The sequence below is a fragment of the Streptomyces sp. NPDC086080 genome (assembly GCF_044540255.1).
In the GTDB taxonomy this organism is placed as follows: Bacteria; Actinomycetota; Actinomycetes; order Streptomycetales; family Streptomycetaceae; genus Streptomyces.
Map to the genome: position 1 here is coordinate 21,106 of NZ_JBITRU010000049.1, position 21,274 is coordinate 42,379.

The following is a 21,274-nucleotide window of genomic DNA, read 5'->3' on the forward strand; positions in this document are numbered from 1 at the left end:
CACGCATGATCACGCTCACCAAGGAAGACGGCCCCGCGGACCTGGACGGGGTCACCCACCTGTCCATCGGTGTCTCCTGGGACCCCACCGCCGGCAGCAGCGGCGGGGTGCTCGGCAAGCTGCGCCGCAAGACCGGCACCGACCTCGACCTGATCGCCGTCGCCATGCAGGGCTCGGACCCGGTGCGTCTCGCCGGTCTCGACTCGCTCGACCCCATGGGCAACGGCTCGCTGCTCCACAGCGGCGACAACCAGACCGGGCACGGGGACGGCGACGACGAGACGGTGACCGTCGAGTTCTCCCGGCTCCCCGGCGCCATCACGTCGATCGTGTTCGTCGCCGCCGCCTACAAGAAGGGCAGCAACTTCCAGAAGGCCCGCAACATCAGCTTCAAGGTCTACGACGCGAGCGGCGGAAGCACCCAGCAGGTCGCCGACATCTGGCCCAGCCTGCTCAGCCAGGACAACGGCTGTGCCGTGGCCAAGGCGGTGCGGGTCGGCGGCGGTTGGAAGCTGGAGGTGATCAACGAGACGGGCAAGATCAAGCAGGGCGACGAACACGCCCTGATGCGCTTCGCCGTCACCAAGTAGCAGGGCGACGAGTCACCGTTCACGCCTGTCCCGTCGTCCGGGATGCCTCCTGTGCCGGCCGCCGCGCGTCCTGTCCACGCGTTGCCCGCCCGGCGCGGCTCCGGCCGGCCGGCACAGGAGCGACCGGACGACGGCTCCGGGGCCGCCGAACCGAACAGGGATTCGCCTCTGCGGCCGAGTTGCCGTGCGGAGACGATGCGGGACAGTAAGGAAGGAGACCCGCGAAGGGAGCTTGCGGTGACCGGCTGTCCCGTAGACGACAACGCGGTGCTGAACGCGCTGTTCGCAGACTCGCCCCAGGGTCTGTTCGTCATCGACGCCGAGCAGAGGGTCACCCGCTACAACCCCTCCGGACGGGGCATGCGGGGCCTGCCCGCCGGGGACATCATCGGGCACCTCGTCGACGACTTCGTCCCCGGGTTCGGCGGGGGCGAGCTCAGGAAGCTGATCGACGACGCCCTCACGACCGGCGAGCCACTGCGCGGCAGGCTGCTGCGCGGACCGTCGCCGGCGGACCCGCAGCGCATCCTGTCCGTCGAGGTGTCGCTGTTTCCGCTGCCCCGCCGGGACGGCGGCATCCCCGGCCTGGTGGGCGTCGTCGAGGACGTGACCGAGAGACAGGCCTCGGCGGACCGCCTGGCCGTGCTCAGTACGGTGCACGCCACCGTCGGCACCACCCTGGAGGTACGCACCACGGCCGAGGAACTGGTGCATGCGCTGGTGCCCGGGTTCACCGACGCGGCGAGCGTCGACCTGCTGGAGGACTCTCCCCCCGGAAGTCTGCGCCAGACCGGTCCCGTACCGTCGGACGTCCCGCTGCGCCGCGTCGCCTTCACACCCTCGACCGTCGAGACGAGCAGGAAGCAGGACGACAGCCGTCCCTTCCCGTACCCCACCCCGTACACCCAGGCGCTCAACGACACCGAGGCCCGCCTCGTCCGGGTCACCGCGGACGACCCCTGGCTCTCGGCCGACCGGAACAACCTCACCCCACTGATCAAGGCGAACATCCGCTCCATGATCGTCGCCCCGCTCATGGCGCGGGACACCGTGCTGGGTCTGCTGACCCTGTACCGCAGCCGGGCCGACCTCTTCGAGGAGGCGGATCTGGACATCGCCCGGCAGGTGGCCGGCACCGCGTCCGCGCACCTGGACAACGCGCGCAGCTACCGCCGCGAGCACACCGTGGCCGCCACGCTGCAGCGCCGGCTGCAGCCCGGGGAGAGCCCGCGCCTCTCGGCGGTGGACACCGCCCATGTGTATCTGCCCGAGGGCGCGGGCGGCGCCTGGTTCGACGTCATCCCGCTCTCCGGCGCACGCGTCGCCCTGGTCGTCGGCGACGTCGCCGGTCACGGCATCGAGGCGGCGGCCACCATGGGCCAGCTCCGGGTCGCCCTGCGCACGCTGGCCCTGCAGGACCTGGAGCCGGACGAACTGCTGACCCATCTGGACGAGGTCGCCGCCCAGCTGCCGGTCACCGACACCGAAGCCGCGAACCCTCACGTGGCGACCTGCGCGATCGCCGTCTACGACCCGGTCTCCCGCAGCTGCGTCATGATCCGCGCGGGACACCCGGCCCCCGCCGTCGTCGACCCCGACGGCGCACCGCTCGACGTGGACGTTCCCCAGGGACCGCCCCTGGGCACAGGCGGCGGACAGGTGTTCACCCCGGCGGTGCTCCAGCTCGCCCCGGGCAGCCTGCTCGCCCTCGGCACCGACGCTCTCCTCACCTCCGGCGGCAAGGACGAGGCGGCCGCCCGACGGGACCTCGCGCACGTACTCGCCGTACCCACCCGGCCCCTGCGGGAGTTGTGCGACACCTGCGTGTACCGCATGGCGCCCTCCCGCACGGACGATGCCGTCCTGCTGCTCGCCCGCACCCGCGTCCTGCCGCCGGACGAAGTCGCGGACTGGACCCTGCCCCCCGACGCCTCGGTCGTGGGCACCGCGCGCCGGCTCGTCGGACAGCAGCTCGCCGTCTGGCACCTCGACGACGCCGCCTACACCACGGAACTCATCGTCAGCGAACTCGTCACCAACGCCATCCGCTACGGCAAGGGCCCGGTACGGCTGCGGCTCATCCACGACCAGGAGCGGCTGCTCGCGGAGGTCACGGACGCCAACAGCGTCAGCCCCCACCTGCGCCACGCCCGGGTGAGCGACGAGGGCGGCCGCGGCCTCTACATCGTGATGCGGCTCAGCGCCCACTGGGGCGTACGGCACAGCCGCCGCGACAAGACCATCTGGTCCGAGCAGTTGCTGGGCGGGGCCGCCTCCGGCCGCCCGGCCGTGACGGACGTCATGGACCTGGCGGGCACGGAGGACCTGTGAACGACCCGGCCGGCCGACGGCCCTACGAGGCCACACGGCCGCCTCCGCGCAGCCGCCGGGAGCACCAGCCGATGATCGCCGCGTTGACCAGTGCGGCGAAGGCGATGGCGAGGAAGAACATCGCGGGGTGCTCCGGGAGGACGAGCACGAGGAAGCTGCCCGGGAAGGTGGCGAGCAGCGGGACGACACCCGCGAAGGACGCGTCCTCGTGCTCAACGGTGCTGTCCACCAGCACCCATATGACCAGGGCGGCGATGAGCCCGAGGTAGGCAAGGGCGGCGATGTCGCCGAGTACGTACCACACACGGCGGCCGAAGGACCGTCCGGGCTCGGGCACGGCGGTCGGCTTCTCGGGGGTGCTGGTCATGGCAGTGGACTCCTTGGGGATGGTGGTCATGGCGGTGGGCTCTGTGGGTGGGCCGGTCATGGCGGTGGGCTCTGTGGGTGGGCCGGTCATGGCGGGCAGGCTTCCAGGGCGGACGGATCAGGGGGCGGGCAGGCACGCCCGGCTGCCGGAAACGGGTGCGTGGTGGCAGGGTTCCGGCGTCGGACGAGCACGGGTGGTCAAGGAGGCGCGGGAGCGCCGGGGAGGTGCCAGGGGTCCGGGACGGGGGTCCGGGACGGGGGTCCGGGACGGGGGTCCGGCGGGGGCGGGCCGTCAGAGGTGGGAGCCGGGTGGGTTCGGGCGGGTGAGTCCGTGGTCGTAGGCGAGAATCGTGGCCTGGACCCGGTCGCGCAGCCCCAGTTTCCGCAGCAGCGCGTTGACGTGGGATTTCACTGTGCCGACGGTGATGCCCAGCTGGGCGGCGATCTCCCCGTTGTTGAGTCCGGAGGCGACCAGGACGAGGACGCCCCGCTCGCGGTCGGTCAGGCTGTCCAGTGCGCCGGAGGTCCTCTCCCCCCGGGCCACGCCGACCGCACCGGACGCGTAGTGGCCGATCAGACGGCGGGTCGCGGACGGGGCCAGAACGCTCTCCCCCGCGGCCACCACCCGGATGCCCTGCAGCAGTTCGGCGGCGTACACGTCCTTGAGCAGGAAGCCGGACGCACCGGACCGCAGCGCGTCGAACACGTAGGCGTCGAGGTCGAAGGTGGTCAGTACCAGCACGCGCGGGGCGTCCGGACGGCCGGTGATGATCCGGGTGGCGGCGATGCCGTCCAGTTCCGGCATCCGTACGTCCATGACGACCACGTCGGGCGCCAGCTCCTCGGCCAGCCGCACCGCTTCGGCGCCGTCGGACGCCTCACCGACGACCGTCATGTCCTCCTCGGCGTCGATCACGGCGGCGAATCCCGCCCGTACGATGCCCTGGTCGTCCGCGACCAGCACCCTGAGACTCATCGTTCCCTCTCCTCCCCGCCACCCGTGGTCAGCGGCAGCCGGAGGCGGACCGTGTCCGCGGGCCCGGTGGTCAGGGTGCCCTCCAGCGCCGCGAGCCGGGCCGCCAGCCGCTCCCGTACGGCCGGGTGGGCGGCGGGTGCTATCCCCGTGGCCGTGATCGTCAACGTATCCTCCGCGGTGTCGAGTTCGAGCACCGCGGGCTGATCGCCCCCGGTGGCGAGAAGGGTCTCGGCGGCGTGGTAGGCGGCCAGGTCGACGGCGGTGGGCAGGCGCTCGGGCACCCGGTCGGACAGCCGTATCTCGACCTCGCGGCCGGTGGCCCGGCACTGGCGGGCGAGCAGGTCCAGCGCCTGGAGGGTGGGCTGCGGGTGCAGTGCGCGCTCAGCCTCGCCCTCCCGGACGGTGTCGAGCAGGGCGCGCATCGCGGCCAGCGCCTCGCGGGCGCGTTCCGCGGTCGCGTCGAGCCGGCCCGCCTCCGCCTCCGCGACCATGTCGGCGGTGCGCGCCAGCACGGTGGTCTCCAGACCACCGGCGATCCGGCGGCGCTCCGCCCAGGCGTCCCGGACCGCCTCCTCGGTCCAGGCGGCGAGGCGTCTCTCCCGGCTGCCCCGGGTGGCCCGCTCACGGCGGCCGCGCGATGCGCCGTACCGGCGGGCCGCGCCGGCCGCCAGGGACGCCCCGGCCGCGGCCCCCGCGACGACCGCCCAGACGGGCACCGTCGTGCCCCGGTCCAGGACGGCGACGGACAGGGCCGCCGCGTGCACCGCCACGGCGGTGGCCGCCAGGAGCGCCCGCGGGCGCTCCCCCGCCGCCGGACCGGTCGCGTCCGCGGCGAGCGCGAAGCAGGTGGCGAGCATGCTCAGCGCCGGCGGGAGGACGACCGGCCCCGTGTAGTCGCCCACGGCCATCGCCGCCGGCCAGAGCGCGGCCAGCGCGAACAGGACGCCGTGGACGGTGCGCGGTGCCCGGCGCAGCCACAGGAGCGTGACCGCCTGCGCGGTGGCCAGCAGCGCGAAGAGCAGGCCCGCCGACACCTGCGACCCGGGCTCCACGGTCTCCGCCCGGATGATCAGGACCGGCAGCAGCGGCTGGAACACGAGGCCGACGGCCGCCGTCACCTGCGCCGCGCGGTAGCCGCGTGATCCGGACCGCTCCACCAGGGTGGCGCTGCGGCCGGGCAGGACCGCGCGCACCTCCCAGCCGCCGTCCGCCGTCGGGCCGGTGGTCAGGGTGCCGCCCGCCTCCCGTGCCCGGGACCGCAGAAAGCCCTGGCCGCGTCCCCCGCCCAGGCCCGCGCCGTGCGCCGGCGTGCCGGGGAGCGGTGCGCCGCTGGTGACCACGACGTCCGTACGGTCGTCGCCGTACCGGCACAGCACCCGCGTGGGTGCGCCGGGGGCGTACCGCGCCACGTTGGTCAGCGCCTCGCGCACGATGCCGTACGCCGCGTCCGCGACGGCGCCGTCCGGCAGCGGGTCGATCTCGCAGTCCACCCGCTGGTCGAGGCGCCGGAACCCGGCGACCAGGTCGAGCAGCCGTTCCTCCGGTGACGGCAGGTCCTCGCCGGAAGGCGCCGGGGCCCGTACCGCGCCGAGCGCGCGGGTGACCTCGTGACCGGTGTCGACGGCGAACCGCAGTGCCTCGTCGGCGAGTTCGGGGCGGCGGTCGCGCAGGCCCAGGGCGGCGCCCGCCGTGACCACCACGGCCGTCAGATGGTGGGCGCTGACGTCGTGCAACTCCCTTTCCATGCGCCGACGTTCGACCGCCGGGAGCCGGTGCCGCTCGGACTCGGCGCGTTTCAGCAGCCGTTCGGACGCCCGGCGGGCGCCACGGGCCCGCCGGACGAGCAGACCGACACCGCAGGTGGCGGCGTACAGCAGGGCGGTGAGGACCAGGTCGAGTCCGTCGCGGTCGCTGATCCGGTGCAGCGTGATCCCGTACACCAGCTGCCAGAGCGCGAGCGCCACCACGCACAACACGGTGGTGAACGTGTCGCGTTCGGTCGCCACGGTGAACAGGGCGAGCGCGACACCCGCCGTGCCGAGCACCGCCGTCGCCCCCGCGGGCAGCGGCCCGGCGCCCAGCGCGCACCCGGCGGCGACGAGGACGAGGGTGACGACCGGGCGGGTACGCCGCAGGGAGAGGACGGCCGTGACGGGTGCGGTGATCAGCACCGCCACGAGCAGGGCGGAGGCGGCCGGGACATCGCCGCGCACCAGGGGCACGCCCGGCCACACCACGGCCTGGGCGCACAGCAGCAGGACCGGGAGCAGCCGGTCGTCGATTCGCTTCATGACGCGTTCAGGCTATGGCCGCGGGTGAGCGCCCCGGCTCCGGCTGAAGAGGGATTCCGTCCTCTTACCTGGGGTGCAGACGGTCCGGGGAGGGTGGACGCCCGGGTGGCGTTCTCCCGCCCCGGACCGGGTGCGTCCGGGCGACGGCGAGGAGGCGAAGGACGGCGGCGCGGCGTTCTGGCCGCGCCGCCCCGTGCCAACTCACCGGCCGGCCCTCCCTGTTCCCGGCGGTCCCGGGCCCCGCGCCGGTGTGTGGGTCAGGCCGCCGCCTCGGTCGCCGGGTCCGCCGTCGGGGTCGCCTGGTCCGTCGTCGGGGTCGCCTGGTCCGTCGTCGGGGTCCCGGGTGCAGGGGTGCGTACGGCGCGGCGCCGGGTCGGCATGCCGAGCGTCGGGTGGGCCACGCCCCAGGCCGCGCCCTTGCAGACCAGTTCCTTGTAGAGGGCGGCGAGCCGTCCGGTCAGGGCGGTGCCGACGGCGCGGTCGTCGGCGGTGACGTACTGGATGAGTCCTTCCTTGCGGCCCAGCGAGACGCACTGGTTGAAGTAGCGGATCGGTATGTTCGGGAGCTTTCCGCCGGTCAGGCGTGCCGCGATGGTGTCGGCGGCCTGCCACGCGGTGGGCACGCCGGAGGCGCAGGACATCCGCAGCGGCTTGTCGCCGGGGCCCGTCACCCTGGCCGCGTCGCCGATGGCGTACACCTCGGGGTGCGAGACGGAGCGCATGGTCGCGTCGACCACGATCTGTCCTGTCCCGGTGGTCTCCAGCGCGGTGGCCCGGGCGATCGGGTGCACGGCGAAGCCGGTGGTCCACACGGTGAGCGCGGCCGGGAGGGACGCGCCGTCCGCGGTGGTGACCCGGTCGGCCCCGACGGCGGTGACGTCGGCGTGCTCGTGCACGGTGACGCCGAGCCGGTCGACGACCTTGCGCAGATGCCGGCGGCCCTTGGGGGAGAGCCAGTCGCCGAGGCCGCCGCGGGCGGCGAGGGCGACGTCGAGGTCCGGGCGGGCCTCGACGATCTCGGTCGCGGCCTCCAGGCCGGTGAGACCGCCGCCGACCACGACCACGGGCTGTCCGGCGTCCAGCACGGCGAGCCGCTCGCGCACCCGGAGCGCTCCCGGGCGGCCGGCGATCTCGTGGGCGTGCTCGGCGGCTCCGGGGACACCCTGGTCGTCCCAGCGGCTGCCGAGGGCGTACACGAGGGTGTCGTACTCCAGTTCACTGTCGCCACCCCCGTCGCCGTCCCCGTCCGCGGTCATGCCCGCGGTCATATCCGCGGTCATGTCGGCGGTCATGTCGGCGTCCCGGACGGCGACGGCCCTGCGGTCGACGTCGACGCCGGTGACCCGCGCGACCCGCAGGTCCACTCCGGTGCCGGCGAGCATGCCGGCGAGGGGGCGGTGCTTGAGCCGGTGGCCGACGGCGAGCTCGTGGTTGCGGACGCGCTCGACGAAGTCGGGCTCGGCGTTGACCAGGGTGATGGCGACGTCCTCGCGGCGCAGCCGCCTGGCCAGGCGTCCGGCGGCAACGGCTCCGGCGTAACCGGCTCCGAGAACGATGATGCGGTGCTGCATGGCCTGCTCCTGTCGTCTGCGGGTTTCGCCTGCGGTTCCGCCCCTTGAACCGGGCAGCCCGCCGTTTCCTGACAGGAGCGCGATGTGACGTACGTCACATGATGGTCAGAAGGCGTGGAGCAGGGGTTCTCCGTGGTCCTCGGCCGCCCAGCGCTCGGTCAGACGCCCGAGCTTGTCGGGGTTGACCTGGGCGTGGATCGCCGCGATGCCGTCGGCGGTGGCCTCCAGGCACAGGACGCCGACGACCCGGCCGTCGACGACCGCGACCAGCGCCGGATCGCCGTTGGCGGTCGTGGCGTAGATCCCGGGCGAGCCGCCGACCAGGGCACGCTTGGCCTTGCCCGGGGTGAACAGACCCCGCATGAACGTGGCGACCGCGAGCGCGCCCTCGAACGCCTTGGCGCGCGCCGGAACCTTCCCGCCGCCGTCACCGACCGCGACGGCGTCCTCGGTGAGCAGCCGGACCAGCGGCTCGGTCCGTCCGCTGGTGGCGGCCGCGAGGAACTCGTCGACGATCCGCCGGGCGGCGGCCTCGTCGATGTCCGTACGGGTCCTGCCCTGCGCGATGTGCTCCTTGGCGCGGTGGAGGATCTGCTGGCTCGCGGCCTCGGTGAGATCGAGGATCTCCGCGATCTCCCGGTGCGGGTAGTCGAACGCCTCCCGCAGGACGTACACCGCCCGCTCGTTCGGAGCGAGCCGCTCCAGCAGGACGAGGACCGCGTACGACACCGACTCGCGCTGTTCGGCGGTGTCGGCGGGGCCGAGCATCGGGTCGCCGGCGATCAGCGGTTCGGGGAGCCATCGGCCCACGTAGGTCTCACGTCGCACGCGGGCCGAGGTGAGCTGGTTGAGGCAGAGGTGGGTGAGCACCTTCGTCAGCCACGCCTCGGGGACCCGGATGCGCCCGACGTCGGCGCCCTGCCACCGCAGGAACGTCTCCTGCACGGCGTCCTCGGCCTCGCTCGCGGAGCCGAGCAGTCGGTAGGCGATGGCCTCCAGCCGGGGCTTGGAGGCCATGAACCGCTCCACGTCGCTCGCGCTCAGGGGCATGCCCCGGATCCTAACGCCGACGGCGCGGGACGGCCGTGGATGACCGACCACGCGTTACGGACCACGGGCCGCCGTCAGGCGTCGCTGTCAGGCGTCACCCTCGGCGAGCGCCGTGTCCTCGCAGGGCGAGAGCACCGGGCCCGACCCTGCCCCCTCCACCGCCCCGCCCGCCGCCGAACCGGACTCCTCCCAGCTCTGTCTGCTGGTCATCTGCCTCGGCTGACCCCCCGGTCGTCCCCTGCCGGTGCTGCGGGACAATCGAGACATGAGCATCGTCAAGATCAACGTACTCACCGTCCCGGAAGAGCAGCGCGAGACGCTGGAGCAGCGGTTCGCCGCGCGGGCGGGGGCGGTGGAGAGTTCGGACGGGTTCGAGTGGTTCGAGCTGCTGCGGCCGGTCGAGGGCACCGACACCTACCTCGTGTACACCCGCTGGCGGACCGAGGAGGACTTCCAGCGCTGGATGGCCGGCCGGGGCCAGGCCGCGCACGACGGGGCGCAGGGTGAGAAGCCCCGTCCGGCGGCCACCGACGCCACGCTGTGGTCCTTCGAGGTGGTCCAGCAGGCCGCGCCCAAGCAGGGCTGACCGGCCGGAGCGCCCCGCCGGCCCGGCCACGGGGGACGGCCGGGCCGGGGGACGGCTCAGCCCAGGGCGGCCAGGACGCGGCGGGTGGCCTCGGCGATCAGCGGGTCCCTGGGATCGGCGTCGCGGTCGGGACGATCGGTGAGCACGGCCAGCACGAGCGGTGCGCCCCGGCGGGGCCACAGGACGGCGACGTCGTGGGCCCGGCCCCATGCACCGGTGCCGGTCTTGTCGCCGACCGTCCAGCCCTCGGGGACACCGGCCCGGATGCGCCGGTCGCCGGTGGTGTTCCGGACCAGCCAGTCCCTCAGCAGGTTCCGCTTCGCGGCGGGCAGGGCGTCGCCGAGCACGACGTCCCGGTAGTCGGAGGCAACGGCCCGGGGGGTCGTGGTGTCGCGCGGATCTCCGGGCGGGTTGCCGTTCAGCTCGGGTTCGCGGTGGTCCAGGCGGCTCACGGAGTCACCGAGTCCGCGCAGGTGGGCGGTGAGGGCGCGCGGGCCGCCGAGGTCGCGCAGCAGCAGGTTGGCCGCCGTGTTGTCGCTGTACCGGACGGCGGCGTCGCAGAGGTCACGGACGGTCATGCCGATCGCGGTGTGCTTCTCGGTGACGGGTGAGTAGTCGACGAGGTCGTCCCGCGTATAGGTGACGCGTTCGTCCAGACGGGCGAGCGGCCTGCTGTCCAGGACGGCGGCCGCGGCGAGCGTCTTGAAGGTGGAGCAGAACGCGAAGCGTTCGTCCGCGCGATGGACGACGCTTGCCCCGGTGCCGGTCGCGAGGGCGTACACCCCGAGGCGGGCGTCGTACTCGCGTTCGAGATCGGTGAGACTCCGGATCGTGACGGGTGAGGGCGAGGGCGGAGGCGACGGCGCGGGTGTCGCCGTACCGCCCTGGCCGCGTGCGCGCGCCGGTGCGTCGTCGGTGGCGCATCCGGCCACGGGGGCGAGGGTCACCGCCGTCAGCAGTAAGGCGCGGCGGGACGGGCGTGAGGTCACGGGTGAGGCTCCCTTTCGGACGGTTCGGTCAGGACGGTTCGGTCAGGAGTCGGGTACCGCGGACAGCAGGGCACGGATCACCGGCCCGGCCGAACCGGCCCCGGTGACACCCTCCTCGACCACGCAGGCCACGGCCACATTGCCCCGGTGGGCGACCATCCAGCCGTTGTTGTCCCGGTCGTCGGAGACCTCCGCGGTGCCGGTCTTGGCGCCGATGTCGCCGGGCAGGCCGGCCAGGACACGCGCCGTGCCCTCGGTCACGGTGGCCCGCATCAGCGCGCGCAGCCGGTGCGCGACCTCCGGCGGCAGCGGGGTCGTGTCGGTGGTGTCCTCGGCGCCGCGGACCAGCGTGGGCTGGTGGAAGGTGCCCGATACGGCCGTGGCGGTCACCGACGCCATGATCAGCGGGTTGGCCTGGACCCGGCCCTGCCCGATCATCGACGCGGCCTTCTCCGTCGCGTCGCGCGGAACGGGTACCGAGCCGTCGTACGAGGGCACGCCGACGTGCCAGGTCTGGCCGACCCCGAAGTACTGCTTCGCCACATCCCCGAGCTCGCCCTCGCCGAGTCGGCCGCGCAGGCCGATGAACGCGGTGTTGCAGGACTCGGTGAAGGCCTCGCGGAAGGTGGCACCGGGGTGTGCGGAGGTCTCGACGTTCTGGAACCGTTTGCCCACCGTCTGGTACCTGGGGCAGTCCACCACGTCGTCCGGTGCGACCGCGCCCTTCAGCAGCAGGGCGCCGCTGGTGACGATCTTCCAGGTGGAGCCGGGCGCGTAGGTGCCGGAGACGGCGCGGTTGAAACCGGAGGCGGGCGCGTTGGCCACGGCGAGGATCTCTCCGTCGTCGATGCGCAGGGCAACGAGCGCGGCGTTCTTGCCGCCGGCCCGCGCGAGGGCGCGTTCCGCGGCCGACTGCCAGCCGGCGTGGAGCGTGGTGCGGACGGGTTTGTCGCCCTTACCGGTGCCCCTGCCGCCGAACGACGCCTCGGTGCGCAGCACCTCGCCGGTCTCCCGGTCGACGAGCAGCACCGCGCCGCGCGGGCCGCCGCCGCCCTCGGCCAGCTGGGCCAGGACGGGGGTGAGCAGGGGGTGGGTGGCGGCGGAGAGGGTCTCGCCGGAGCGGTCGGTGGCCTCGACCGGCGCGGTCTCCTCGCGTTCCAGGCGGAACTTCTCGGTGCCGCTGAGCCTCGGGTGGACGAGCGACCGTGTCCACTCCACCTTCCAGGCACCGTCCTTCTGCTTCCGCAGCGGCAGCTCGGAGGCATAGGTCCAGGTGCCGAGGCCCGTGACGGGCATCTTCGCGGTGAACGGGACGGTGAGGGTGCCGTCGCCCGCACCGGACTCCTCGGGTTCCCCGGCCATGAGCCGTGGTGTCCCGAGGTCGAGTCCGGTGGTGAAGCTCGCCAGCACCTGCTCCGCCCGGTCGGGACCGGTCGTACGGGCGGCGGCCTGCGGAAGTCGTCCGGCTGCCCAGTCGGCGAGGAACGCGCGGGCCGCGGCCACCGCCTCGGGGTCGGGTCCGGTGTCGCTCTCGAAGGGGCCGAGGCCCGCCGCGTACGCCCCACCCAGGGCGAGCGCGGCCACGGCGGCCACGGCGGTGAGGGACCTGACCGCTCCGCGGGGGCGCCGACGGTGGGGGCCGCCGCCGGGCGGGATGTCGAGAAAGGGGTGGGAGGAGTTCATGTCCGCAGGACAGCAGCGGTGAGGACCGTCCGTCCAAGTCCGCTGTCGATCGTGGACCGATCAATACCCGATGTGATGACGGGGTGTGGATCCGATGCGGCACCTGGAGTGCTGTGCGGCTCTTGCGGAAAATGAACAGGGGCCCGCACCGAAGTGCGAGCCCCTGCTCATGAATCCCTGCGTACAGGTCAGGCGGGAACGATGTTCTCCGCCTGCGGGCCCTTCTGGCCCTGGGTGACGTCGAAGGTCACCTTCTGGCCTTCCTGGAGCTCACGGAAGCCCGAGGTGGCGATGTTCGAGTAGTGGGCGAACACGTCAGCGCCGCCGCCGTCCTGCTCGATGAAGCCGAAGCCCTTTTCCGAGTTGAACCACTTCACCGTACCGGTGGCCATATCAAATCTCCTGAGACAGTGTCGGAACTCGCACTTTACGAATCCCTACATCGTCGCGATGATCACCTGCCCGGAGAACCGGTAGCAAACTGGCAACCACAACTGCAACTGGCGTCAGCCTAGCACGATCCATATCCGCGGCAAGCGAGGAAAATCACTGGAATAAAACCCCGACGGCGTGTTTAGGGAAAGACATTTTCCACGGCGGGAGCGGAAATACTGTTCCGGCGGGAACAGATTTTCACCGGTGCCCCTGGGACGCGCCGGACTCCTGCCGGCGCAGCTCCTCGTTGGCCCGTTCGGCCTGCTCCAGCTGCTCCTCGAGGCTGACGATGCGGCACGCGGCGTCGACGGGGGTGCCCTGGTCGACGAGCTCGCGGGCCCGGACGGCCAGCCTCAGCTGGTGGCGCGAGTAGCGGCGGTGGCCGCCCCCCGAGCGCGTCGGGGTGATCAGCCGCGCCTCGCCCAGGGCCCGGAGAAACGCGGGTGTGGCTCCGACCAGTTCGGCGGCCCTGCCCATGGTGTAGGCCGGGAAATGGTCGTCGTCGAGCCGGTCGGCGACGGGGAGCCGGTTTCGGTCCGGCTGCCTGCCGTCGTCGTACGGCTGACTTTCCGGGGTCATGCGCACCTTTCCGCGGACCACAGCGGGCACGGTCCGCCACGGGGACGGGTTCCCCGCAAGGGAACTCTAGTCGCCCCGACGGAAAAACTGTCGCGGCTGAGGCAGATGTCCTGCCGGCCGTGCTCGCGGAGGGGAGGGCGGGGGTGCACCTCGCGCCCCCTCCGGTCGCCGCGCGCCCTCTCGCCCTCGCAGCGCCGGCCCGGCAGGGGCGCTGCCGCCCCTTCTCGCCGCGTACGTCCCCGAGTTCGGCTCGGCGGGAGCCCGGTCCGGGAGGGGCGCTGCGGGGCGACGCGGAAAACTCCGGGGAAGCGGGGCCGGACGGCGGTGCCGCGCGTCGGGGTGGTGGCCGCGGTGAGGGGCGGGACGGCGCGGCCGGGGCGGCACGGGCGCGGGCAGCGGGTCCCCGGTGGTGCGGTCCGGGCGCACGATGCCCTGGTCACGGGCCCGGTCGTGCGGGATGTCCGCGGTCCGGCGGTGGTGGGCATGGTCGGTCCTGAAGGCACTCGGTGTCGGGCGAACGGGTGATCGTGAGGCCGTCGGCGCCCCGGTCGGCCGCCAGGGTGACGAACTCGGCGTGGACCGGGAGCAGCCCCGTCCGCCTCCGGCGCGGTGCGGGCACGCCCCCGGTGACCGCCACGTTGCCCGTCGGCCGGCCGCGGAAGACGCGTCGACGAGGGCGGCGCGGGTGCGGAAGCGCCGGTGGAGCGCCGCATCGCCGACTCCGGCCCGGGCGCGCGGCCCCGTCCTCCCGGCGCCGCCCCCCACCACCCGGCGCGGACGGCGAGCGCCGCCTCCACGAGACGGCCCCGGCCGCACTCCACGAGACGCCCCGGCCGCCGCACCGCGCGTCACGCCGCCGCCGACAGGGGCGGACACGCCCGCGGACGCGGGGCGCGGAGGCGGGAAAACGCGAGGGCGCGGAGCCGCGGAGACGGGAAGGCGCGAGGGCGCGAGGGCGCGGAGGCGGAAGGGCGCAGAGGCGGGAAGGCGCGGAGGCAGGAAGGCGCGGACACGCAGAGGCGCGGAGGCGCGGAGGCGCGGAGGCGCGGAGGCGCGGAGGCGCGGAGGCGCGGAGGCGCGGAGGCGCGGAGGCGCGGAGGCGCGGAGGCGCGGAGGCGGGAAGGCGGGAAGGCGGGAAGGCCGGGCCGGGCCCCGAGCTGCACACGTGGGGACGCGACGGCCCGTCCCGGCCTTCCCTCGGGCCGAAATCTGCCACGCGACGGGACCGACCGCCCGCCGGGACGAGCCGATCGGGAGGTCGCCTCCCGGGCGGCCCGCCACCCTTGGCCAAAGATTCGGACATTCCAGGCGCTTTATCTCATTTCCTCGTCCATACTCGGACGTATGAGCACCGCAACGTATGAACTTCTGGCCGTCAGTCAGCAGGTGTGGAACCTGACCGCGGCCTTCATCGGCGGGCTGATCGTGGCCGGCGCGCTGATCTGGGCCGTACGTGTCGGGATGCGGGTCATGGACCAGGAGTCCCCCCGCCCCACCCCCGAGCAACAACCGAAGCTGCCGGAGAGCGGCGCGGTCCGCGAGATGCGGGAGATGCGCGAGCCGGACGAGATGCCGAAGGTGGCGCGGTCCGGATCCCGGCTCATGCCCTACGAGATCCATCACTCCGGGTCCAGGACCGGCAAGGACCAGCAGCGCAAGCGCTGGCTGCCCGGGTCCAGCGGGGCCTTCGGCAGCGGAGGACCGGGGCACGTCTGACAGGGCGGGGCGACGGCGTCGCGCGGCCGCGGGTGCGGCCGCGCTGACAGCGCTGCTCGTGGGCACGGTGGCCGGCTGCACCGGCGACGGGGACGGCGCCGGACCGCCCGCTTCCTCGGCGGCATCCCGGGCCGCCGAGGAAGCAGGATTCTGAGACGTCACGTCCGCGGACCCCTTCCGGGACGGAACACCGCGTACGGCGGCGTGAACCGCCCGAGCCGGCACCGCCGCACCGCCGCACCTGAACCCAGCCACGGCCGCCGGACCACTGGCACAGGCCGCCCCCACCGGCAGCTCTCCTCCGGCGCCGAACACCGCGCACGGGGCGGGGCCCGGTCAGCGGCCGAGCCACGCCGTGGTGTCGGGGGCGAGGCGGCCGTCCCGCAAGGGTGCGCTGGTCAGGAGGATCTCGCCGGCCGGGAGGGGGACCGGGTCGGGGGACAGGTTGGTCACGCAGCGCCAGCCGTCGCCGCGTTCGAACTGCAGCACCCCGGCCGGGGTCTCCTCCGCCCAGGTCAGCGACTCGCCGTCCAGCAGTTTGCGACGCAGCCGCAGGGCCGTGCGGTACAGCTCCAAGGTCGAGCCCTCCACCCCGTCCTGCGCCTCGACGGCGTACGCGGCGAAGCCGGCCGGCTGCGGCAGCCAGGCACCGGCCGCCCCGAAGCCGTACGACGGGCCGGTCGTGGTCCACGGCAGCGGCACCCGGCATCCGTCGCGTCCCTTGCGGACATGTCCCGTCTGTTCCCAGATCGGGTCCTGGAGTACCTCGGTGGGCAGGTCGGCGACCTCGGGCAGGCCGAGTTCCTCCCCCTGGTAGACGTACGCCGAGCCGGGGAGGGCCAGCATCAGCAGGGTGGCCGCGCGGGCCCGGCGCAGCCCGGCGTCGGGGTCGACGGCGGGGGCGCGGCCGCCGGACAGCAGCCAGGCGTTCTCGTCGGTGCCCGGCGGGAGTGCCAGCCGGGAGGCGTGCCGGACCACGTCGTGGTTGGAGAGCACCCAGGTCGCCGAGGCACCGACCGCGTGGGCGGTCGCGAGGGAGTCGGTGATGACTTGGCGCAGTTCCGCCGCGTCCCACGGGGTCTGCAGATACTCGAAGTTGAAGGCCTGTCCCAGCTCGTCGGGGCGGGCGTAGAGGGCACGGCGGGCCCCGGGGACCCAGGCCTCGGCGACGGCCATCCGGGGTGGCGAGTAGGCGTCGAGGATCTTGCGCCAGTCGCGGTAGATCTCGTGTACTTCGTCGCGGTCGTAGAAGGGGTGGGTGCCGGGCGGGACATCGGCGAGGGCGGCCTCACCGCCCGGCGCGTGGTCGCCGAGGTCGCGCAGCGGCTCGCTCAGGTCCTTGGCGAGGGCGTGCGCCACATCGATCCGGAAGCCGTCCACGCCCCGGTCGGACCAGAACCGCAGGGTGGTGCGGTGGTCGTCGCGGACCTGCTGGTGCCCCCAGTCGAGGTCGGGCTGCTCGGCGGCGAACAGGTGCAGGTACCACTGCCCGTCCGGCACCCGCTGCCAGGCGCTGCCCCCGAACACGGACTGCCAGTCGGTGGGCGGCAGTTCGCCCCGCTCACCCCGGCCGTCACGGAAGACGTAGCGGTCGCGGGCGGGTGAGCCCGGGCCGGCGCGCAGCGCTTCCTGGAACCAGACGTGCTGGTGGGAGGTGTGGTTGGGGACGATGTCGACGATGACCTTCAGGCCGAGCCGGTGGGCCTCGCGGACCAGTGCGTCGAAGTCGTCGAGTGTGCCCAGGCGGGGGTCGACGTCGCGCGGGTCGGTGACGTCGTATCCGCCGTCGGCGAGCTCGGAGGGGTAGAAGGGGCTCAGCCACAGGGCGTCCACGCCCAGGGCGGCGAGGTGGGTGAGGCGCCGGGTGATGCCGCGCAGGTCGCCGAGTCCGTCGCCGTCGGCGTCGGCGAAGCTGCGGGGGTACACCTGGTAGACGACGGCCTGCCGCCACCAGTCGGGGTCCCGGGAGGAGAGGTCGGGCGTGGCGTCGGGTGCGGGGTGCGGCGGCCGGGCGTCGGGCGTGGTGGGGCGGTCGGTCACGCGATCTCCTCTGGGTGCGTGCGGGTACCGGTGGAGAATCTGTCCGGAACACCGTAAAAGCGCACGCACCGGCAGCGGGGAGCCATTCCCGGCGGGTGTGGCGGACGGCACGTTCGGCCCTCCCACCAGGGGCGAACGCATGTCCGACTACACGGCGGTGCGTTCGACCGCCGTCAGGTACAGCTGCACGTAACGCTCCACGTCCACGTCCAGGGCGACGTCCACCAAGGGCTGCTCGCGGACGCCCTCGTGGAGTTCGGACTCGCCGGCGCGGGGGCGGCGGTCGACCACGGTCTGGCCACGGGCCGGTCCTGGAGCGAGGGACACCTCGACCGGGAGGCGGTGGGTGGTCAGGCCCGCCGGGTCGGCGACCGCGCACAGCGCGCCCGCGTCGCCGAGGCCGCCCGCGTCCTGGGCGGGATCGCCGGGGCGGCTGCCCGGGTGGGCCGGGCGGTGGGCGAGCAGGTCACCGGCCAGCCGGGTGCCCGGTTCGGCACTCGCACGCAGCCGTCGCACCTCCGTGCCCGGGACGACGACCCGGGTGAACACGTCCAGGCCGTACATGGTGATCGGCACGCCCGCGGTGAGCAGGATCGCGGCGGCCTCCGGATCGTGCCACACGTTGAACTCGGCGACCGGCGTGGCGTTCCCCGCGCCCGCCGCGCCGCCCATGAACACGATCCGCTCGATGTTGCGGGTGACCTCGGGGTGGGCCCGCAGCAGCAGGGCGATGTTGGTGAGCGGTGCGGTGGGCACAAGGGTGACCGGGCGGGGGGAGGCGAGGATCTCCCGGCGCAGCAGGGTCACCGCGTCCACCCCGGCCGGGGCACGGCGCGGCGCGGGCAGGCCGAGGTCGCCCATGCCGTCGTGGCCGTGGACATGGCGGGCGGAGCGCGGTGCCTCGATCAGCGGGCGCTCGGCGCCCCGGGCGACCGGGATGTCCGGCGCGCCCGCCCGCTCCAGCACGGTCAGCGTGTTGCGTACGACGCCGTCCACGTCCGTGTTCCCGGCCACGCAGGTGACGGCGCGCAGGTCGATCCCCGGGTGGCGTACGGCGAACAGCAGGGCCAGGGCGTCGTCGACACCGGTGTCGCAGTCGATGATCACCGGGACGGTCGGGCCGTGCGGCACGGGGCGCTCCTTCCGGGGGAGGCGGGGCTGCGCATCGACCTTACGCAGGGTGCGACGGGTCCGTCGGGCGCCGGCCGGATACCGCGTCGTGGTGCGGGGGATCGAGGCGGCGGAATCCACGGGCCGGGACGGCGGCCCGGCCGGACCGGACGTTCCGGCCCGCTCGGGACGCGGCCGCCGCCCGCCCGGGCGGGTGGGCTCACCCGGACGGCTCGCCGCGCTGGTGGGGTGTCCGGCCCGGTGGTGCCGTAAGAGCACGTCCGCTCGTGGACGGCCCGGTCCCCCGAGGAGGCACCCCGATGACCCATGCCCCGGCCGCCGCCCGCGCCCTCCTCGTCTCCGTGCTGTCCGTGACGGCCCTGCTCACCGCGGCGGGGTGCATGGCCGACGACAGGAACGTACCCCGCCCCCTGCCCGAAGGCGTCTCCCAGCCTCCGCCGCCGCCGCTGTCCCCGTCCGCCACCACCTCCGCCGCCACCTCCGCCACCGAGCGGCCGGCCACGCCCTCCCCGCCCTCGCTGAGCGAGGCGCAGCTGCGGGAGGCGCTGATCACGGACACGGACCTGGGGGAGCCCTGGATGACCAGCCGCGGCACGGCGACCTGGCGGGACGGAGTGCTCAAGGCGACCACCACCAACCCCGACTGCCACCGCCTCCTCGACACCCTCTACACGGAGGAACTGTTCGGCACCCCGGCCGGGCCGCGCGCCACGGCCACCCTCGACGACGCCTCCAACGACACCCAGCTGCGCTACCAGGTCGCCGCGTACCGTCCGGCCGACGTGGACCGCGTCCTGGACTGGCTGGGCACCCTCCCCGAGGAGTGCGAACGCTTCGAGGCGACGACCACGCGGGCCGGCACCCAGCTCGTCGAGGTGACCCGGCTCTCGCTGCCTGAGGCCGGCGACGCGCGGTCCGGTCTGCGCCTGCGGATGACCGGGGAGGCCGCCGACGGGGCACGGACCGCCCTCACCGTGGACCTCGCGGCGGTCCGCGTCGGCGAGGACACCCTCATCGTCACCAACGCCGGCTTCGGCGCGGTCCTCCCGGAGGTCACCCGGGCCGTCACCCAACTCGGCGCGGACCGCCTGGCGGAGGTCGCCCGCCAGGGGCGGGCGCAGGTCTGAACGACTCAGACCATGCGGTCCACCGCCTGTTTGGCCTCCAGAAGGTCCGCGCCCGTCGACTCGCGGTACAGCTTGACCGCCTGAACCTGCTTGCCCTGGCGGACCAGGCCGACGATCTCATCCCTTCTCGGGATCTCCTCCTCGATGCCCAAGTGGCCGAGTATCAGGTCGAGTTTGCGCTCGACGCGGGCGGCACGGCGGTTGACCCGGGAGAGGTGGTTCTGGAGCGTCATCGTGCCGAGCACCACGAGGCAGGTGAGCAGGAGAATGGCTGTGTCCATGGTCGCCAAGGGTAAGTGCCGTGCGGTCAGGGCGAGTCGAAGCGGCGGCGGTGGGAGACGACGTCCAGGGCCACCTCGAGAGCGGTACGGCCGCGGGCGAAGGCGTCGCCGCGCAGACGGGCCAGGGCCTCGTCGGCTCCGATGCCGAGCTGGACCATGATCATGCCGATGGCCTGGTGGACGCGGTCGTGGTCGGCGGCCAGCCCGCTGAGCCAGGGCTCGTCCCCGTCGGGCACGCCGTACGGCAGATCCATCAGCGCCACGGTCATGGCACCGGCGACCAGGCGAGCCGTGCGGCGCTGGCCCGTGGTGAGTCCGCCGGGCATGTCACGGTAGAGGTCGAGGGTGCCGACGCACGTGTCGTCGCTGCCGAGGGGCAGTGCGTACACGGCCCGGAGACCCGCACCGAGCGCCTGCTGGGCGAAGACGGGCCAGCGACGGGCGCAGTCGGCTGCGGCGAGGTCGCGGGCGAGCACGGGGCGACCGGTCTGCAGCACGTTCCGGCAGGGGCCGTCGCCCAACGTCGCCTGGAGCTGGGCAAGATGTGCGGCGTACGGGCTGGAGGCGGCGAGGTGCACGGGCATGCCGTCGCCGCGCAGCGACACGCTCGCGCCGCTCACCGGCAGCAGGGCGACGGCCACCGCGCAGAGCCGTCCGGGCACGGCGGCGGGCACGGCCCCGCGCAGTCCCGCCGCGATCGCCTCGGCGACCTGCTCGTACGCACCGCTGCCGGCGCGCCGGCCCGGGTCGTCCGGGTTACCCCCAGGGTCGTCCCCGGGCCGCACACCCACCGCCTCCCACCACCTCCGAAGACGCCCCGACTACCCTCCGCCCCACCTCCGAAACACGTCCGCCCGCCGGCCCGGGGTGGGCGGAAGACGAAGCGGGAGCAGATGCGGGGGCGGCGGCTGCACGGGCAAGGACGCTCCCACGCTGCCGCGCCGTCCCACCGCAGCCGACCGAGGGCAGGTCGGCCGGAGCGGAACCCGATGCAGCCCGGCACGAACGAGCCGACCGAAGCAGCGGGAGCGGGACCGGCGGGTACGCCTGGGTAGCGGGAGCGCCAGGTGTACCCGGGTGAAGATGCTCCGACCCGCCGCTGCATCCCACCGCACGACCGCGAACCGGCCGCGCGGGGGTGGGCCGGGTGCCTCGGCGAGCCGCCGCCGTGCACGGCCCGCCGCGTCCGGAGCCGGGGGGGGCGGGCCCGGCGGGGTGATCTTCGGAGGGGGCGGGCGCGTCGGGGCGGATACATCTGAGGCTGGGCCGGGGGCGCGTCGGGGCGGATACAGCTGAGGCGGGGACGCGTCGGGGCGGATACAGCTGGGCCGGGGACGCGTCGGAGCGGATACAGCTGGGCCGGGGACGCGTCGGAGCGGATACAGCTGGGCCGGGGACGCGTCGGAGCGGATACAGCTGGGCCGGGGACGCGTCGGAGCGGATACAGCTGGGCCGGGGACGCGTCGGAGCGGATACAGCTGAGGCGGGGACGCGTCGGAGCGGATACAGCTGAGGCGGGGACGCGTCGGAGC

Annotated in this window: 19 protein-coding genes; 5 read left to right on the top strand and 14 right to left on the bottom strand. The window is 74.1% G+C overall.

Features of this window, described 5'->3' with window-relative positions; genetic code table 11:
- Positions 1-5: 5 nt before the first annotated feature.
- Positions 6-590, top strand: coding sequence for a TerD family protein (locus ACIF9R_RS34900; protein ID WP_399986579.1), 585 nt, complete (start codon positions 6-8; stop codon positions 588-590).
- 237 nt (positions 591-827) lie between these two features.
- Positions 828-2,921, top strand: a complete 2,094-nt coding sequence (locus ACIF9R_RS34905) for a SpoIIE family protein phosphatase (protein ID WP_399986581.1) — start codon at positions 828-830, stop codon at positions 2,919-2,921.
- A 22-nt stretch (positions 2,922-2,943) separates the two neighbouring features.
- On the opposite strand, the gene ACIF9R_RS34910 is transcribed toward ACIF9R_RS34905, so the two are convergent.
- The 6 genes from ACIF9R_RS34910 to ACIF9R_RS34935 all read right to left on the bottom strand — a co-directional run bounded on the left by ACIF9R_RS34910 (position 2,944) and on the right by ACIF9R_RS34935 (position 9,385).
- Positions 2,944-3,288: an SCO4225 family membrane protein gene (locus ACIF9R_RS34910; RefSeq protein ID WP_399986583.1), complete on the bottom strand. Its 345-nt coding sequence runs from the start codon at positions 3,286-3,288 to the stop codon at positions 2,944-2,946.
- Positions 3,289-3,579: 291 nt separating this feature from the next.
- Positions 3,580-4,263, bottom strand: a complete 684-nt coding sequence (locus ACIF9R_RS34915; protein ID WP_399986585.1) for a response regulator — start codon at positions 4,261-4,263, stop codon at positions 3,580-3,582.
- Complete coding sequence (locus ACIF9R_RS34920) at positions 4,260-6,554, bottom strand: histidine kinase (protein ID WP_399986587.1); 2,295 nt, start codon at positions 6,552-6,554, stop codon at positions 4,260-4,262. The genes ACIF9R_RS34915 and ACIF9R_RS34920 overlap by 4 nt, the downstream gene beginning before the upstream one ends.
- A gap of 257 nt (positions 6,555-6,811) precedes the next feature.
- Entirely contained in the window at positions 6,812-8,125 is a 1,314-nt protein-coding gene (locus tag ACIF9R_RS34925; protein WP_399986589.1) for an NAD(P)/FAD-dependent oxidoreductase, read from the bottom strand.
- A gap of 105 nt (positions 8,126-8,230) precedes the next feature.
- Entirely contained in the window at positions 8,231-9,175 is a 945-nt protein-coding gene (sigJ, locus tag ACIF9R_RS34930) for an RNA polymerase sigma factor SigJ (RefSeq protein ID WP_399986591.1), read from the bottom strand.
- A gap of 87 nt (positions 9,176-9,262) precedes the next feature.
- Positions 9,263-9,385: a hypothetical protein gene (locus tag ACIF9R_RS34935; RefSeq protein WP_399986593.1), complete on the bottom strand. Its 123-nt coding sequence runs from the start codon at positions 9,383-9,385 to the stop codon at positions 9,263-9,265.
- A 55-nt stretch (positions 9,386-9,440) separates the two neighbouring features.
- Between ACIF9R_RS34935 and ACIF9R_RS34940 the strand changes: the two genes are divergently transcribed.
- Positions 9,441-9,761, top strand: a complete 321-nt coding sequence (locus ACIF9R_RS34940; RefSeq protein ID WP_399986594.1) for an antibiotic biosynthesis monooxygenase family protein — start codon at positions 9,441-9,443, stop codon at positions 9,759-9,761.
- A 56-nt stretch (positions 9,762-9,817) separates the two neighbouring features.
- Here the strand turns inward: ACIF9R_RS34940 and bla are convergent, their stop codons facing one another.
- The 4 genes from bla to ACIF9R_RS34960 all read right to left on the bottom strand — a co-directional run bounded on the left by bla (position 9,818) and on the right by ACIF9R_RS34960 (position 13,447).
- On the bottom strand, positions 9,818-10,750 hold the full coding sequence (bla, locus tag ACIF9R_RS34945) for a class A beta-lactamase (RefSeq protein ID WP_399986596.1): 933 nt from the start codon (positions 10,748-10,750) through the stop codon (positions 9,818-9,820).
- Positions 10,751-10,792: 42 nt separating this feature from the next.
- Positions 10,793-12,433: a penicillin-binding transpeptidase domain-containing protein gene (locus ACIF9R_RS34950; RefSeq protein WP_399986598.1), complete on the bottom strand. Its 1,641-nt coding sequence runs from the start codon at positions 12,431-12,433 to the stop codon at positions 10,793-10,795.
- A gap of 188 nt (positions 12,434-12,621) precedes the next feature.
- A complete protein-coding gene (locus tag ACIF9R_RS34955; protein ID WP_004985680.1) occupies positions 12,622-12,825 on the bottom strand; it encodes a cold-shock protein in 204 nt (67 codons plus the stop codon).
- A 241-nt stretch (positions 12,826-13,066) separates the two neighbouring features.
- Positions 13,067-13,447 carry a MerR family transcriptional regulator gene (locus ACIF9R_RS34960; protein ID WP_399986600.1) on the bottom strand — a complete coding sequence of 127 codons (381 nt, stop codon included), beginning with the start codon at positions 13,445-13,447 and terminating at the stop codon, positions 13,067-13,069.
- A gap of 1,344 nt (positions 13,448-14,791) precedes the next feature.
- On the opposite strand from ACIF9R_RS34960, the gene ACIF9R_RS34965 reads away from it, so the two are divergent.
- Positions 14,792-15,163: a DUF6479 family protein gene (locus ACIF9R_RS34965; RefSeq protein WP_399986602.1), complete on the top strand. Its 372-nt coding sequence runs from the start codon at positions 14,792-14,794 to the stop codon at positions 15,161-15,163.
- 336 nt (positions 15,164-15,499) lie between these two features.
- Here ACIF9R_RS34965 and ACIF9R_RS34970 read toward each other — a convergent pair whose 3' ends face one another.
- Together ACIF9R_RS34970 and ACIF9R_RS34975 are read right to left on the bottom strand one after the other, a co-directional pair.
- The gene (locus ACIF9R_RS34970) at positions 15,500-17,203 is read right to left on the bottom strand and encodes a glycoside hydrolase family 13 protein (RefSeq protein WP_399986604.1); all 1,704 of its coding nucleotides are present in this window, start codon (positions 17,201-17,203) and stop codon (positions 15,500-15,502) included.
- 147 nt (positions 17,204-17,350) lie between these two features.
- The gene (locus ACIF9R_RS34975) at positions 17,351-18,334 is read right to left on the bottom strand and encodes a nucleoside hydrolase (RefSeq protein ID WP_399986606.1); all 984 of its coding nucleotides are present in this window, start codon (positions 18,332-18,334) and stop codon (positions 17,351-17,353) included.
- 299 nt (positions 18,335-18,633) lie between these two features.
- Here ACIF9R_RS34975 and ACIF9R_RS34980 point away from each other — a divergent pair, with 299 nt between their 5' ends.
- A complete protein-coding gene (locus ACIF9R_RS34980) occupies positions 18,634-19,461 on the top strand; it encodes a hypothetical protein (RefSeq protein ID WP_399986608.1) in 828 nt (275 codons plus the stop codon).
- A 5-nt stretch (positions 19,462-19,466) separates the two neighbouring features.
- On the opposite strand, the gene ACIF9R_RS34985 is transcribed toward ACIF9R_RS34980, so the two are convergent.
- Together ACIF9R_RS34985 and ACIF9R_RS34990 are read right to left on the bottom strand one after the other, a co-directional pair.
- Positions 19,467-19,742: a hypothetical protein gene (locus ACIF9R_RS34985; RefSeq protein ID WP_399986610.1), complete on the bottom strand. Its 276-nt coding sequence runs from the start codon at positions 19,740-19,742 to the stop codon at positions 19,467-19,469.
- 26 nt (positions 19,743-19,768) lie between these two features.
- Positions 19,769-20,533, bottom strand: coding sequence for a GAF and ANTAR domain-containing protein (locus tag ACIF9R_RS34990; RefSeq protein ID WP_399986612.1), 765 nt, complete (start codon positions 20,531-20,533; stop codon positions 19,769-19,771).
- Positions 20,534-21,274 lie beyond the last annotated feature (741 nt).

Bases quoted from the DNA above. Each gene is read 5' to 3' on its own strand.
- ACIF9R_RS34900 (WP_399986579.1), top strand. From the start codon at position 6: ATGATCACGCTCACCAAGGAAGACGGCCCCGCGGACCTGGACGGGGTC.
- ACIF9R_RS34985 (WP_399986610.1), bottom strand. From the start codon at position 19,742: ATGGACACAGCCATTCTCCTGCTCACCTGCCTCGTGGTGCTCGGCACG.
- ACIF9R_RS34965 (WP_399986602.1), top strand. From the start codon at position 14,792: ATGAGCACCGCAACGTATGAACTTCTGGCCGTCAGTCAGCAGGTGTGG.
- sigJ (WP_399986591.1), bottom strand. From the start codon at position 9,175: ATGCCCCTGAGCGCGAGCGACGTGGAGCGGTTCATGGCCTCCAAGCCC.
- ACIF9R_RS34910 (WP_399986583.1), bottom strand. From the start codon at position 3,288: ATGACCAGCACCCCCGAGAAGCCGACCGCCGTGCCCGAGCCCGGACGG.
- ACIF9R_RS34915 (WP_399986585.1), bottom strand. From the start codon at position 4,263: ATGAGTCTCAGGGTGCTGGTCGCGGACGACCAGGGCATCGTACGGGCG.
- ACIF9R_RS34955 (WP_004985680.1), bottom strand. From the start codon at position 12,825: ATGGCCACCGGTACGGTGAAGTGGTTCAACTCGGAAAAGGGCTTCGGC.
- ACIF9R_RS34935 (WP_399986593.1), bottom strand. From the start codon at position 9,385: ATGACCAGCAGACAGAGCTGGGAGGAGTCCGGTTCGGCGGCGGGCGGG.
- ACIF9R_RS34950 (WP_399986598.1), bottom strand. From the start codon at position 12,433: ATGAACTCCTCCCACCCCTTTCTCGACATCCCGCCCGGCGGCGGCCCC.
- ACIF9R_RS34920 (WP_399986587.1), bottom strand. From the start codon at position 6,554: ATGAAGCGAATCGACGACCGGCTGCTCCCGGTCCTGCTGCTGTGCGCC.
- ACIF9R_RS34960 (WP_399986600.1), bottom strand. From the start codon at position 13,447: ATGACCCCGGAAAGTCAGCCGTACGACGACGGCAGGCAGCCGGACCGA.
- ACIF9R_RS34980 (WP_399986608.1), top strand. From the start codon at position 18,634: ATGACCCATGCCCCGGCCGCCGCCCGCGCCCTCCTCGTCTCCGTGCTG.
- ACIF9R_RS34940 (WP_399986594.1), top strand. From the start codon at position 9,441: ATGAGCATCGTCAAGATCAACGTACTCACCGTCCCGGAAGAGCAGCGC.
- ACIF9R_RS34925 (WP_399986589.1), bottom strand. From the start codon at position 8,125: ATGCAGCACCGCATCATCGTTCTCGGAGCCGGTTACGCCGGAGCCGTT.